The organism is Aulosira sp. FACHB-615, assembly GCF_014698045.1.
Classification (GTDB): Bacteria; Cyanobacteriota; Cyanobacteriia; order Cyanobacteriales; family Nostocaceae; genus Nostoc_B.
The window spans coordinates 227,723-241,450 of record NZ_JACJSE010000010.1 but is presented as its reverse complement, the minus strand read 5'-3'; the positions used below and the strand labels follow the sequence as shown (position 1 = coordinate 241,450).

The following is a 13,728-nucleotide window of genomic DNA, read 5'->3' as shown; positions in this document are numbered from 1 at the left end:
AGCGTTAAGCCTCAGCTTTCCTTTGGGTTTCTACCGCGAGACTAATAGCAACAAATAACACAGTCAAACCTTGAATAGCATAAACTACGGTAACTGGAACCCCGGCGCTACGTTGCATTACATTCGCACCACTACGCAAGGCGGCGAAAAATAAGGAAGTTAACACTACACCGCCAATATTACCGCGACTTAGAAACGCGATCGCAATGGCATCAAAGCCATAACCAGGAGAAACTTGTTCAAATAAGCGATATTTCAACCCCATCACCTCAGTTGCACCTGCTAACCCAGCCAAACCACCAGCTAACGCCATGACTAACATAATGGTACGTTCCACCGACATACCAGCATAACGGGCAGCAATCGGGTTTAATCCGACGGCGGTGATTTGGTATCCTAGAGGCGATCGCCCTAACAAAACCCATAATATAATTGCTGCTATTAACGCCAAGATAATTCCCGCATGGGCAAGACTCCCCGGTAAAATAATCGGTAACTGGGCAGACTTAGCAATTAAAGGTGAGTAAGGACTAGGTGCGGCTGGTGCTTTTAAAGGATTTTGTACCAAATAGCTAACCAAATTCACCGCAATATAATTCAGCAGCAAGGTTGTAATAACTTCATTCACTCCCCGCACAGCTTTCAAATAACCAGGTATCCATCCCCAAACCGCACCAAAAATAAATCCGGCGCACAAAGCCAAGGGAATGTGAATAATTGCGGGTAATCCTTGCACATATAGACCAATTAAAGCACTTCCCAACGCACCAAGATAAATTTGTCCTTCACCACCGATATTAAATTGACCAGCCTTTAATGCAACTAACACTCCTAAACTGGTGAATAATAGCGGTGTCATTTTGGTGAGGGTGTTACCAAAACCAAAGTAATTGGCAAGTGACTCTTGAAATAAGGCTGTGTATGCAGCGATAGGGTTTGCGCCTGCAAAGATGATGAGAATAGCACCAACCATCAGGGCAGAGGTAATTGCTATTAGCGGTGATAAGATTGGTAGCAGGGATTGAATGCGATTTATTTTGGTCATGATGTGATGATTGCCAACCCTCAACCTCAAAAAATGAGTATCGAGCAATATCTCGATTGGGAACCTCTACAAGAATACCGCTATGAATACGTTAATGGCAAAGTTTTTGCCATGACTGGCGGTACAATTCCTCACAATGATATTGCCTTGAACATCTATCGAGCATTGTATCCTCATTTACGTGCTAGAGGTTGTCGCATCAACGTTGCCGATGTCAAGGTACAGGTAAATCTTAACAGTCCATACTACTATCCTGATGTCGTAGTCAGTTGTGATTCACGAGATTTAAATGCTCGCAAATTTATCCAATATCCAAAGATAATTGTAGAAGTTCTTTCTCCTGGTACAGAAGCAAAAGATAGAGGCGAAAAGTTTGCTTTTTATCGTAATATGCCAAGTTTACAAGAATATATCTTAGTGGAATCGGAAAAAATCAGCGTAGAATTTTATCGTTGCGGAGAGGGTAGAATGTGGCTCTATTCTCCCTATACTATTGGTGAAGATATCATTATCGAAAGTGTTGATTTTAGCTGTGGAATTGATTCAATTTATGAAGGTGTGAGTTTTGACATCGAGAAATAGATTTAACCACTAACCAAAATCAAGAAACATTGCGTTTCCTTTATCCGCAGCATCTTGGTAATATTTCACCAAGGGATGATATGTGTAATCAAATAAATGATTGTAGCTATCTTCCGGTAATCCTCTAAATTTTAATCTCTGTTTGATTTCATCCATAGAAAAATCTGATAAAGCCTTGGCTATCTGTTGAACTTCATCAACGCTAAAATAATACAATGGATAGTCACCATCATCATATTCAATTCCTTGACTGGGGCTGACAGCCCTAATTAAAGGAAGATTATCGGCTGGATTTTTACTTACAACTAATTTAGATAAATTAAATTCTTCATCATAAAAGTCATATCCAGTAAGTAAGAAATTGATTGCTTGCCAAGTTTTATCTAAATCTAAATACTTACTTTTGCCTTCATTAATAATTAAAGGAATATCATCCTTCATCTTTTCAAATTTTTCTGGTTTGTGCGTGACTAATTTATCTAATCCTTCTTGTACATAATTAGTTGCCTCATTAAACCACTCCATATCATCAATATCATTTGGGTCTATTGTAAATTCTTTCCAAAATGGTGAATCGTCCAAGTATTGTGCGTCTAAAAATATACCTGCCAACTCAGAATAATTTTTTATTTTCTCCAATATATAGGGAGATATTTGTTTGATTTGTAATGTAGTTCCCATTAGTTTCTGACTCAATAAACTTCATCATGAGTGCCAATATCGATTAGCACAATCATGTCTTCGTCATTATCAGGATTAGGCTGAAATGTGTAAATAATACGGCAATCATACTCCACCCAACAAGCCCACAATCCCTCTAAATCACCTTTTAATTTATGTGATTTTAAACTATGTGTAAATGGATCAACTACAAGTAATTCCAAAACCTCAAATATTTTCTCTTCTAAGCGCGGATTTTTACGAATCACTCGTTTAAAAGCACGCTTGAAGCTACTATCCCAAACAAGAACTCTCATTCTTCACTCAGCAAATCAGCCCGCAGATCATCAAGATTACCATGCTTGGCTACGCCTGTTCTAATTGCTTCTAGGGTTTGTATAGCATTCGACGCAATTTCTTTACGCCGTTGTTCAATGCGTCTTTTAGCAATCAATTCTAGTAGTAAATCTTGCTCTTCCGTTGAAAGAGATTCTACATATTCAATGACTGTCTGAAAAGATATAGGGTTAATCATTGAAAGTTCTTATATAGTTAAAAAAGCTTACTCCTACTTATTATATAACATTTACCTATTGATTTAAATTATTTTGTTGATGCTGAACTGCTGGGATTTGATCAGCAGTTAAAGTTATAACTTTTCCATCTCGCATAATACTAATTGATTGCCCAAGCTTACGATGTCGTTCAATAGCGGACGCAATTGCAGCTTTTACGCCGGCATCAATTTTGCTAGATAAAAGTTCTAATTCTGGTTTAACCATTTTTATCCCCTCTGATTTGAGTTAAAATTGCATTTTCATAAATCATAACTTCTTCACCATAACGATACTCAGCTACTAGCTTAGTCTCATTACTAGAGTTATCATAGATAATCCAGCGATCGCATAACGGTAAATATAAAGAAATGAGATTTTTCTTACCCCTTTCATACCTTCTACGTATCACCTCTTCTGGAATTGAATGTCCGCCACTGGTAACTCTTTGTGCTACCCTTTCTATAGCTAAATCTACACTTCGTAACCAAAAGTATATTAAGTTAACTGTATAGCCTTTGTTCTTACATTCATTTATAAAAGGTACAAAAGTTCTCGCACTTAAGGTGGTTTCAAAGGCAAAATCACTGCCAGAATTAGACAGAGTTTGTAGTCTGGTAATCATTAATTTTCCTGCTTCTATAGCCATTGAATCAGGATTTAATGGAGATAGCCCAGCAGCAATAGAATCTGCATTTACGTACTCAAAGCAGTCTAAAAAATTCGGCAATAAACTCATTGCAACAGTTGTTTTTCCTGAACCATTTGCACCACCAATTATGTAAAGATTTGGCATTTTATTTTATAGTTTTCCCCCAGCCATTAATAGACCAATTTCTTCCACTGTTGCTGTCTGTGCGTCTAAAATAGCAACGAACTTACCTCTGTAGATTACGGCAATGCGATCGCTCATCGCCATGATTTCTTCTAACTCAGTAGAAATATACAATATCGCCGCACCGCGATCGCGTTCTGCTAACAACTGTAAATGTACCGCCGTCATCGCCCCCACATCTAACCCCCTGGTGGGTTGCATAGCGACAATTAAATCAGGTTCCCCCGCCAGTTCTCGCGCCAATACTACTTTTTGTTGGTTTCCTCCCGATAGTTGACTAACTTGAATATCTTCTCCTGTCGCGCGGATATCGAATGTTTGCATTGCAGCTTGGGCATGATTTTTGATGACTGCTGGTTGTAAGAGATAATTACGACAAAATGGGAATTTTTTAAAAGCTTTTAAAATTAAGTTTTGGGCAATGCTAAATTGCAATATCAAACCTATCTTTTGTCTATCTTCAGGGATATAAGCAATCGTTGAATATTTTTTTAACTCTATTTTTCCTTGCTTAATTTTACGTAAACCTGTAATTGCATCCGCTAATTCTCTTTGTCCATTGCCATCAACACCCGCAATTCCTAATATTTCTCCGGCACGTAGTTCAAATGACACATCACCCACAGCATAAATATTTCTATCATCTGGAACTTGTAAATTCTCTACCGTCAATACTACTTTTTCTGGTAAAGCAGGTGATTTATTAACTTGTAAATCAACTTCATACCCTACCATTAATTCTGCTAAATTTTGCGGTGTAACAGCCTCAGTAGTGGTTGTGGCGACTACCTTTCCTCGGCGTAATACTGTGACGCTATCACAGAGTTTAATTACTTCCTCTAATTTGTGACTGATAAAAATAATCGTGTTACCAGCAGCAGCTAATTGCCGTAAAATTCCAATCAATGAATCAACTTCTGGTGGTGTTAAGACGGCGGTTGGTTCATCGAGAATTAAAAGTTTGGCTTGGCGGTAAAGAACTTTAAGAATTTCGACACGCTGTTGTATTCCCACTGGTAAATCTTCTACCTTGGCGCTGGGGTCAATTTCTAACCCATAAGCTTGAGATAAAGCCGCAATTTCCTGATATTTTTGTTGCAAATTTAAACGCCAGCTATTTTTCAATCCCAAGATAATATTTTCGGTAACAGTCAACTGAGGTACAAGCATGAAATGTTGGTAAATCATGCCAATACCAAGTTTTGTAGCAGTATTAGGCGAGGTAATTTTTACTGGTTTATCTTGTATATATATCTGCCCAGTATCAGGCTGAGATAAACCACTGATCATCTTCATTAAAGTGGTCTTACCTGCACCGTTTTCACCTAAAATTGCATGAATCTGACCAGAATTTACACTCAAGCTAATGTTATCGTTAGCAACAAATGAGCCAAAACGTTTAGTGATATTTTCTAAGCGTAAATATGTCATTTATTTATGCTGATACTTTTTTCACACAACGAGTATTTTTACCATCTGCTTGGCAATTCTCAAAGGTGATTTTTTTATCAATAATTTCTTGTCTGACTTTCAGGACATTATTTTTAACTTGCTCAGGAATACTAGCGGTAAAGTTGCCTAAGTTCAAAATATCAGGTCTTTCTAACCCGATAGAATATATCTGTCCTTTTAACTGTTTTTGCTGGGCTAACTCTGCTAAGTAAGTTATGGCTAAATCTAATCTTTTAACTGCACTAGTTAACACTGCTTTGGGCGCGACATCTAATTGGTCTTTGGTATTACCAAAGGCATAAACCCCTTTATCACTGGCTGTTTGCAAAACTGCGGGTGAGGCGCTATCTAACCATTGATAAATCACATCTGCACCCGCAGAAATTAAAGCGAGTGTGGCTTCTTTTGCTTTGGCGACATCATTCCAATCGCCTGTAAATGTGGAAACAATTTGCATATTTGGTTTAACTGATTTTGCACCTAATTCAAAGCCGCGTAATTCTTCTTGAGTTGCTTGAAATTCTTGCCCAGCAATGTAAGCTAATTTATTAGATTTAGTCATAGCAGCCGCAATAATCCCGCACAAATAGCTACCTTGTAAGTGATCTATGCGTAAAGATGCAATATTTTCACCTTTCACATTTCCATTCACACCCACAAAAAATGTATTAGGAAATTGTGTCGCCACTTGTTCTATTGCTGCATCAAATTGCCCGCCGTGGGCAAAAACTAAATTGTAACCTTTACGCGCAAAATCCGTTAAGGCTTCTGTTTGATCAGCTTGGGCGACTTGTTCTATATATGCGATTTCTGCACCGAGTTTTTGTTTGACTAGGTTTACGCCTTCATAGCCAGACTGATTCCAGGCTTTATCGGTGATGACTCCAGGGAGAGCGATCGCTATTTTAAACCCTTCAGCGCCACTACTCGCTGTGGGTGTCTGCGGTTGGTTACTACTACAAGCTTTCAGTAGCAAACTGGTAGCAAAGGTAGCTGAACCAAATACCACAAATTGACGGCGACTCAAATTTAGCCTCATACACTAGCCTTTTGATTGATTCATGTTCAATACTAAATTACTCGTAATTGTTCTAATAAACACTACAGTTAACGCCAACTGTCGCCGCAGTGCAGAAAATGTTGCCAAATATGAAAATTTCTGCAAAAGTCCGGGAGGAATTGCGATCGCGCTGTTAGAATCCAGCCAAGCAAACTAATGGCAATCAACAATGGTCTCTACTACTGCACGCTTCTCAGACACTCAAAACCATTGGGCGCGTCCGTTTATTGAAGCCTTAGCAGCGCGGCGCATTTTAAATGGCTATCCCAACGGTACTTTTCGCCCCGATAACTCAGTAACTCGTGCTGAATTTGCGGCGATTGTTGCAGCAGTTTTTACAGTCCCAGTCAAGCGCCAATATACTCCGTTTGTTGATGTTCCGGCAAATAACTGGGCTGCAAGCGCCATCCAAAAAGCTTACGAAACAGGGTTTTTAACCGGCTACCCTGATAAATATTTTCGTCCCAGTAATCGCATTGCTAGGGGTGATGTTTTAGTTTCTCTAGTCAACGGTTTAGACATAGCAGCAAAAATCAAACCCGACTTAGTAAACCAACTTTCACAAATTTATCAAGACGCAGCCAATATTCCTGGTTATGCTAGAAATCAAATCGCTTTAGCTACGAGTGCAGGTTTTGTTGCTAGTTTCCCCAATATTAAATTACTCAATTACGCCACAGCTGCAACTCGCGGCGATGTGGCGGCGATAGTTTATCAAGCTTTAGTTTATCTGGGTAATGCTCAAAAGATATCTTCTGTTTATCTTGTAGTTCCACCAACCACAACACCCACACCGACACCCACACCCACACCCACACCCACACCTAGACCCCCCGTATCTAGTACTGTGAAAGTCAGCCATACACGCGAGTTTCGTGGGGCTTGGGTAGCGTCGGTGTGGAATAGTGATTGGCCTTCTAAGGCGGGACTTTCAACAGCACAGCAAAGGTCAGAATTTTTAGAAATTGTCAACCAATTACAAGCACTGAATTTCAACGCTTTGATTTTGCAAGTGCGTCCTGAAGGTGATGCTTTGTATGCTTCGGAATTAGAACCTTGGAGTGCTTGGATTACGGGAACTCAAGGCAGAGCGCCCGAACCATTTTATGATCCTTTAGAGTTTGCGATCGCTGAATGTCACAAACGCAATATCGAAGTTCACGCTTGGTTTAACCCTTACCGCGCCAAAACTAGCATCAAAGGTTCTCCCAATGTCCGCCCCCACATCGCACTTACCCATCCAGAAGTAGTTTATCAGTGGGGCAATCAACTGTGGATGGACCCTGGCTCAAAAATTGTTCAAGATAGAGCCTACAATGTCATTCTTGATGTTGTGCGGCGCTATGACATCGATGCTATTCACTTAGATGATTATTTTTATCCCTATCCCATCCAAGGACAATCTTTTCCTGATAATAAAACCTACGCCGCATACAGAGCCGCAGGTGGTTTATTAAGTTTAGATGATTGGCGACGGGAAAATGTCAATCAAATGGTGTTGCGGCTTTCGGAAGGAATCAAAACAACCAAGCCTTATGTCAAATTTGGGATTAGTCCATTTGGAATTTATCGCCCCGGACAACCTGCGGGAATCACTGGTTTAGATGCTTACAGTGTATTGTATGCTGATTCACGCAAATGGTTAGAACAAGGTTGGATTGATTATTTAGCACCGCAACTTTATTGGCGAATTGACCAAAGCAAACAAAGCTATCCCGCACTACTGCGATGGTGGACAGAAATTAATTCTCAGCAGCGACATATTTACGCCGGAAATAATCTCGGTCAACTAGATGGTAAAGCTTGGAAAGACGATGAAATTGACAAACAAGTCAAAATTTCCCGCAACTTAGCCAGCAACTTATCTCTAGGAAATATTTTCTTTAGTATGAGTGCGATTAATCAAAATCGGCGCGGTATTGCTGACCAATTTAAAAGCTCTCTTTATTCTAGACCTGCAATAGTACCTGCTATGCCTTGGCGGAGTGCAGCCCAAGTTACCCCTCCCCAAGCCTTGCAATTTAAAGATGGTAAACTGAACTGGCAACCAGGAGATAATCAGCCTGTCAGGTCTTGGACACTTTACCGCCAAAGTGGTGATAGCTGGACTCTTCAGCGTATTTTATCTGCTGGTACAACCTTCGCCACCGTTCAACCTGGAACTTATGCTGTTTGTGCAGTTGATAGGTTAGCGAATGAGAGTTTAGGCGTAGTGATTACGGTGAGTTAATCATATTTAGCAGTTTTGTTTTATGAATAGATAGGGGGAAAGAGGAGACAAGGAAGACAAGGGAGTCGCAATGAAACAAGCTTCATAGCCAAGTATGAAAGTGGGACTAGCATTTTTACTCAGCACTCAGCACACACACTTCGGCTTCTCCTGATGGAGACGCTGCGCGAACGCTCAGTGTACGGCACTCAGCACTTTTAAAGGAGAGGAGTATTGATAATTTAAAAAATACAATAATCAAGCGATGCGTTAGGCTGAAGCCATAACGCATCCTACTACTACTTCAGACTTCAGACTTCTTCAATCTCCTAAAACTTGGGCTGTTAAAACGCGAATTTCTGCCCACAATTCTTGGCGAGTGGAAGCTTGTAAAAGATAACGCAATACAAACCAAGTGGAGTAAACAATGCCAATTAACTCTAACGTTGGTTCTAACAGGGGCAGGTCATTAATGGCATTGAGTATGGCGATCGCAACTCTCAGTGTAACAGTAGCTGCCAAAACTACAACTACAGCTATCAAAGGCAATTGGTATGCCTGCCAAAAACGATTTAAATTATCAGGGAACTGCTCTAAAAACTGAGATACTTGCTGCCATTGCGTCTGAGATTTACCCGCAGGTGGTAGCTTTGGTAAGTTTTGTGTATCTACACCTTCAATGGCGACTGTACTTGTTGAAGATGTCACATCTATAGAATGAAATTCTTGTTCGAGTGCCATATTTTTAGAATGTTACTAATCACAAAAATTGTACTATGGCGATTTTTGGTTAGATAAAGTCTACCTCATCCAACCAAGAACTACTATAGCAGTTTAAAACAAGGGTGTAGGTGTAAAAAAAACAGGGGCAGGGAGTAAATATTTACACTTCTATACCCTTACACCCATTCTCTACAGGCTCTCTGTATACACGCCAGTCCTATTCATCTTGCATTTTTACAAAAATTTTTTGCTTTTACTGACAAACTATCTCAATAAATCTGATAAGATATGCTCAAAGCTTATTGAATATATATCTCAATAAGTTTGGCAATTATATAGCTAACATCAGATATGGCATCCAAAGTCCAGAAGCTTTAGCCAAATAAGATGCAAAACTGCTTTTTGTCTGTTGAGAACAACAGACATAGTTTATTTTGCTGCAAATATCATCGCTAAGAGCTAGATATTTGTTGATGATCAATAGTAAACTTTCTCAATATTGGGGTTGAAGATGTCGCAAAAAATTGGCTTATTCTACGGTACTCAAACAGGTAAGACTGAATCTGTGGCGGAAATCATTCGGGATGAGTTTGGTAATGGTGTAGTCACACTACACGATATTTCTCAAGCGGATACTGTTGATTTTGAAGAGTATCAATATCTGATTATTGGTTGTCCTACTTGGAATGTTGGTGAATTACAAAGTGATTGGGAAGGCTTTTTTCCCGAACTAGACGACATAAATTTTAGTGGTAAAGTAGTTGCTTATTTTGGAACTGGCGACCAAATTGGATATGCTGATAATTTTCAGGATGCAATGGGAATTTTAGAAGAAAAGATTTCTCAACGCGGAGGAAAAACTGTCGGCTATTGGTCAACTGACGGTTATGACTTTAACGATTCTAAAGCTTTAAAAAATGGCAAATTCGTCGGGTTAGCTATTGATGAGGATAATCAATCTGATTTAACAGATAAACGGATAAAAGATTGGGTATCCCAGTTAAAAAGAGAGTTTGGTTTGTAGTGTGAGTATCAGAATTTAGGGCAGAAATTACGCACATATATAGACAATTTTGGTGCGTAATTTCTGATCCTGACAGTTTATATACCTGATGATTGAATGTCATAAATCTTTGAGGTTATAGAGTTTTTATGTATGATGATATTGATGTTGTATGGATTAGTTCTAGTCCTGTATTGCAGCGTTTCGATCAACCCTTATTACAATACATCTCGCAATATGTAAATGTAGCTCAGTGGGAATATCGTTCCGGTAAAGATGAAGGCAGTTCCATAGATGAGGCTGTAGATTTATTGGATGAGTTTTTATCAGCATGTGCTTACCCAATAAATTTAGCAGGTCATGGTGCGGGTGGTGCGATCGCTCTGACTTATGCGCGGCGATATCCCGAAAAAGTGCGATCGCTTGTGCTTTTATCTGTCGCCTCTCAACCTGCAAACACTTGGCATGTCCACTATTATCTGCAACGACAATTATTTCCTATCAGTCGTGAACAGATATTAGCAAATACCGTTCGTCATCTATTTGGTGAACAACCACATAACACTACCAAAAAACTAATCGCCGTATTAAAGAGAGACTTAGAGCAAACACCTTTATCCCACTCTCTATTTAAGTTAATTGACTTACCTACAGGTGGCGTTTCTATGCCAATGATGGTTTGTGGGAGTCAGAATGATCCGATTGTCAATTCCCCAACATTAGAAAAATGGTTGAAAATGTTTAAACCAGAAGATGATTTCTGGGAATATTCCAAAGGATATCATTTCTTTCACTACTTCTACCCCCAGCCAGTTGGAGAAGCCATATTACGCTTTTGGCAACCATATCATTCACCAATCATAGCTAAAACTCAACTATTTTCTATCACTTTGAAAAATTAACCACAGACACTTTATTTATTCTCCAAACTTTATCAAACAAACTTCTCTCTCTTGTCTCCTTCCTCTATTTCCCAAATAGAACCTCCGTACATACTCTAGGGTCATAAATACTTCCCTAGTTAATTTTTATCTAACATTTAGACAGCGACAAAATCAACTCTTGTCGTCTGTTTTTTGCTGTTTAATTACTCCTAATTTCTAATTGTTAAGTTTTGTAATACCTATTGCTATTAAGAATAATTTTCAATAAATTAGATTTGTAAGCAACAAACCAACTATTAACTTCAAGCTTAAAATTCTCTCTAGTACAGGTTGGCGTAAATAAACAGACCATAAGAAATTGCTCAAAGGCTTGTGGTATCAATATTCCTTCTTTTTCCTTTTGCCCTTTGACTTTTGCCTTGTTGTATCGGTTATTGTGTCAACTGTTGAACTTTGAAGTTAATTAGTCACTACTTGAGTATTTCTAGCAACAACTCATAGATTAGAAACCAATGCAGACATACGATAATCCCAACGTCAAATATGGTTGGTGGGTTGGTAACGCCCGCTTTGCCAATCTCTCTGGCTTATTTATCGGCGCACACGTAGCCCAAGCCGCACTTTCGATGTTTTGGGCAGGGGCATTTACATGGTTTGAAATCTCTCGTTATAAGCCTGAAATTCCGATGGGAGAACAAGGACTCATCCTGCTTCCCCATTTAGCTACTTTGGGTATTGGTATTGGTGCAGCTGGTCAGATAGTCGATAGCTACCCTTATTTCCTCATCGGAGCCTTGCATTTAATCTCGTCCGCCGTTCTGGGAGCAGGTGCGCTATTTCATACCTTCAAAGCACCACGCAACTTAAAAAATACAACTGGTTCTGCACGTAAATTTCACTTTGAATGGAATGATCCTAAACAACTTGGGTTGATTTTAGGTCATCATCTTTTATTTTTGGGTGTAGCTGCTTTATTATTGGTCGGCAAAGCTATGTTCTGGGGAGGGCTATACGACTCCGTAACTCATGCTGTCAGAGTAGTTACTAACCCTACCCTCAACCCGTTGGTTATCTATGGCTATCAAACTCATTTTGTAGATGTTAATAACCTAGAAGACTTAGTTGGTGGTCATATCTATGTAGGTTTAATCCTCATTGGTGGCGGGATCTGGCACATTATTCAAGAACCTTTACCTTGGGCGAAAAAGCTCTTAATCTTTTCTGGAGAAGCAATTCTTTCTTACTCTTTAGGTGGTATTGCCTTAGCTGGATTTGTTGCAGCTTACTTCTGTGCTGTCAACACCTTAGCTTATCCTGTAGAGTTTTATGGTGCGCCCTTAGAACTGAAACTGGGTGTCACTCCTTATTTTGCCGATACTGTTAAGTTAGCCAATGGCGATTTTAGTTCTAGAGCATGGTTAGCTAACGCCCACTTTTTCTTAGCTTTCTTTTTCTTACAAGGTCATTTGTGGCACGCCCTACGAGCTATTGGTGTTGACTTTAGAGAAGTTGAAAAATCATTGAATGCCATTAGCAGTATTGAATAATCAGTCGTCAGTTGTCAATTGTTGACATCGATCTCTGAGTGATAAGGATCAGTTTAACGTGCTGAGTCTATACAAACTCAGCACCTTTCTCAAGAGGACAGATAACAGTGGTAATTTCTACTGATAAAACCTTTGCAACCAATACAAAATTAGCTTGGTTAATTGGTAATTCCCGTTTAACCGATTTATCTGGTCAATTATTAGGCGCTCATCTGGCTCATGCAGGATTAATTATGTTTTGGGCTGGGACAACTACTATCTCAGAAGTTCTGCGCTTTGTTCCTGATCTTCCTATGTATGAACAAGGTTTGACTTTATTACCGCACTTAGCAACTTTAGGTTGGGGAGTAGGTGCTGGGGGTAAAGTAGTTGATACCTATCCTTATTTTGTAATTGGTGTATTGCATTTAATTGCATCTGCGGTTTTGGGTGCAGGTGGACTATTTCATGTATTTCGCGCCCCAGCGATTTTACACAACAACGGTGGCAGAACTGCAAGATTTCACTATGAATGGAATGACCCTAAACAATTAAGTTTAATTTTAGGACATCATTTAATTATTTTAGGTTTAGGGGCATTCTTACTTGTGATCAAAGCCATGTTTGTTGGTGGTATTTATGATACTCATTTAGGTGATGTCAGCCTAATTAATAACCCGACTCTCAACCCTATTGTAATTTTTAGTTATTTAGTAGGGTTAAAAAATCATGCTTGGCATCCTTTAGGAATAGCCAGCGTTGACAACCTAGAAGATGTCATTGGCGGTCATATCTGGATTGGAGGAATTTTAATTCTGGGTGGTATCTGGCATATTCTCCTACAGCCATTTGCTTGGGTCAGAAAATTTTTACCAATCAAAAACGGGGAAGAAATTCTAGCTTACAGTTTGCTTGGTTTAGCTTTAATGGCTTGGATTTCTGCTAGTTTTGTGGGATATAACACTACAGTTTTTCCCACTGAGTTTTACGGTTCAGAACGTTTTGTGGCAACAACTACCCAATTAATTCTCGGAGTCTTAGCCTTTGTTGGCTATGTTTGGCACAGTTGGAGAGCGCGTAGCATTTCCTAATTATTTCTATTTTCCTCTTTCCTCAACATTAGCTATTCTCATGTTCCTTCCTTTGCCTACGGTTGAATTTTTGAACTGTAGGCAATTTCTTAAAACTTTTTTGG

General features: G+C 39.3%; 16 protein-coding genes. 7 read left to right on the top strand and 9 right to left on the bottom strand.

Annotated features, from left to right (window positions below; translation table 11 throughout):
- Positions 1 to 4: 4 nt before the first annotated feature.
- Positions 5 to 1,045, bottom strand: a complete 1,041-nt coding sequence (locus H6G77_RS18385) for an ABC transporter permease (protein WP_190872337.1) — start codon at positions 1,043 to 1,045, stop codon at positions 5 to 7.
- A 6-nt stretch (positions 1,046 to 1,051) separates the two neighbouring features.
- Here H6G77_RS18385 and H6G77_RS18380 point away from each other — a divergent pair, with 6 nt between their 5' ends.
- Entirely contained in the window at positions 1,052 to 1,627 is a 576-nt protein-coding gene (locus tag H6G77_RS18380; RefSeq protein WP_190872370.1) for a Uma2 family endonuclease, read from the top strand.
- Positions 1,628 to 1,636: 9 nt separating this feature from the next.
- Here H6G77_RS18380 and H6G77_RS18375 read toward each other — a convergent pair whose 3' ends face one another.
- Genes H6G77_RS18375 through H6G77_RS18345 form a run of 7 tightly spaced genes read right to left on the bottom strand, consistent with a single transcriptional unit; the run spans position 1,637 to position 6,167 of the window.
- Entirely contained in the window at positions 1,637 to 2,308 is a 672-nt protein-coding gene (locus H6G77_RS18375) for a DUF1877 family protein (RefSeq protein ID WP_190589532.1), read from the bottom strand.
- Positions 2,309 to 2,319: 11 nt separating this feature from the next.
- Entirely contained in the window at positions 2,320 to 2,604 is a 285-nt protein-coding gene (locus H6G77_RS18370) for a type II toxin-antitoxin system mRNA interferase toxin, RelE/StbE family (protein ID WP_190589531.1), read from the bottom strand.
- Positions 2,601 to 2,822 carry a hypothetical protein gene (locus H6G77_RS18365; RefSeq protein ID WP_190589530.1) on the bottom strand — a complete coding sequence of 74 codons (222 nt, stop codon included), beginning with the start codon at positions 2,820 to 2,822 and terminating at the stop codon, positions 2,601 to 2,603. Before H6G77_RS18365 ends, H6G77_RS18370 begins: the two co-directional genes overlap by 4 nt.
- Before the next feature lie 55 nt (positions 2,823 to 2,877).
- Positions 2,878 to 3,069: a hypothetical protein gene (locus H6G77_RS18360; RefSeq protein ID WP_190589529.1), complete on the bottom strand. Its 192-nt coding sequence runs from the start codon at positions 3,067 to 3,069 to the stop codon at positions 2,878 to 2,880.
- Complete coding sequence (locus tag H6G77_RS18355; protein WP_190589528.1) at positions 3,062 to 3,637, bottom strand: zeta toxin family protein; 576 nt, start codon at positions 3,635 to 3,637, stop codon at positions 3,062 to 3,064. The genes H6G77_RS18360 and H6G77_RS18355 overlap by 8 nt, the downstream gene beginning before the upstream one ends.
- A gap of 6 nt (positions 3,638 to 3,643) precedes the next feature.
- Positions 3,644 to 5,107, bottom strand: coding sequence for an ABC transporter ATP-binding protein (locus H6G77_RS18350; RefSeq protein ID WP_190872336.1), 1,464 nt, complete (start codon positions 5,105 to 5,107; stop codon positions 3,644 to 3,646).
- A 4-nt stretch (positions 5,108 to 5,111) separates the two neighbouring features.
- Complete coding sequence (locus H6G77_RS18345; RefSeq protein WP_190872335.1) at positions 5,112 to 6,167, bottom strand: BMP family protein; 1,056 nt, start codon at positions 6,165 to 6,167, stop codon at positions 5,112 to 5,114.
- A gap of 22 nt (positions 6,168 to 6,189) precedes the next feature.
- Here H6G77_RS18345 and H6G77_RS18340 point away from each other — a divergent pair, with 22 nt between their 5' ends.
- Together H6G77_RS18340 and H6G77_RS18335 are read left to right on the top strand one after the other, a co-directional pair.
- Complete coding sequence (locus H6G77_RS18340; RefSeq protein WP_190589525.1) at positions 6,190 to 6,345, top strand: hypothetical protein; 156 nt, start codon at positions 6,190 to 6,192, stop codon at positions 6,343 to 6,345.
- Positions 6,346 to 6,357: 12 nt separating this feature from the next.
- Complete coding sequence (locus H6G77_RS18335; RefSeq protein ID WP_190872334.1) at positions 6,358 to 8,418, top strand: family 10 glycosylhydrolase; 2,061 nt, start codon at positions 6,358 to 6,360, stop codon at positions 8,416 to 8,418.
- Between the two features lie 300 nt (positions 8,419 to 8,718).
- On the opposite strand, the gene H6G77_RS18330 is transcribed toward H6G77_RS18335, so the two are convergent.
- Positions 8,719 to 9,138 (bottom strand): CAAD domain-containing protein, encoded by a 420-nt coding sequence (locus H6G77_RS18330; protein WP_190872333.1) that lies wholly within the window; start codon positions 9,136 to 9,138, stop codon positions 8,719 to 8,721.
- A 493-nt stretch (positions 9,139 to 9,631) separates the two neighbouring features.
- On the opposite strand from H6G77_RS18330, the gene fldA reads away from it, so the two are divergent.
- The 4 genes from fldA to H6G77_RS18310 all read left to right on the top strand — a co-directional run bounded on the left by fldA (position 9,632) and on the right by H6G77_RS18310 (position 13,624).
- Positions 9,632 to 10,144: a flavodoxin FldA gene (fldA, locus tag H6G77_RS18325; RefSeq protein WP_190588336.1), complete on the top strand. Its 513-nt coding sequence runs from the start codon at positions 9,632 to 9,634 to the stop codon at positions 10,142 to 10,144.
- Between the two features lie 128 nt (positions 10,145 to 10,272).
- Positions 10,273 to 11,025, top strand: coding sequence for an alpha/beta fold hydrolase (locus H6G77_RS18320; RefSeq protein WP_190588337.1), 753 nt, complete (start codon positions 10,273 to 10,275; stop codon positions 11,023 to 11,025).
- Between the two features lie 494 nt (positions 11,026 to 11,519).
- Positions 11,520 to 12,554: a chlorophyll a/b binding light-harvesting protein gene (locus H6G77_RS18315; protein WP_190872332.1), complete on the top strand. Its 1,035-nt coding sequence runs from the start codon at positions 11,520 to 11,522 to the stop codon at positions 12,552 to 12,554.
- A gap of 107 nt (positions 12,555 to 12,661) precedes the next feature.
- The gene (locus tag H6G77_RS18310) at positions 12,662 to 13,624 is read left to right on the top strand and encodes a chlorophyll a/b binding light-harvesting protein (protein WP_190588339.1); all 963 of its coding nucleotides are present in this window, start codon (positions 12,662 to 12,664) and stop codon (positions 13,622 to 13,624) included.
- The last annotated feature ends 104 nt before the right edge of the window (positions 13,625 to 13,728 follow it).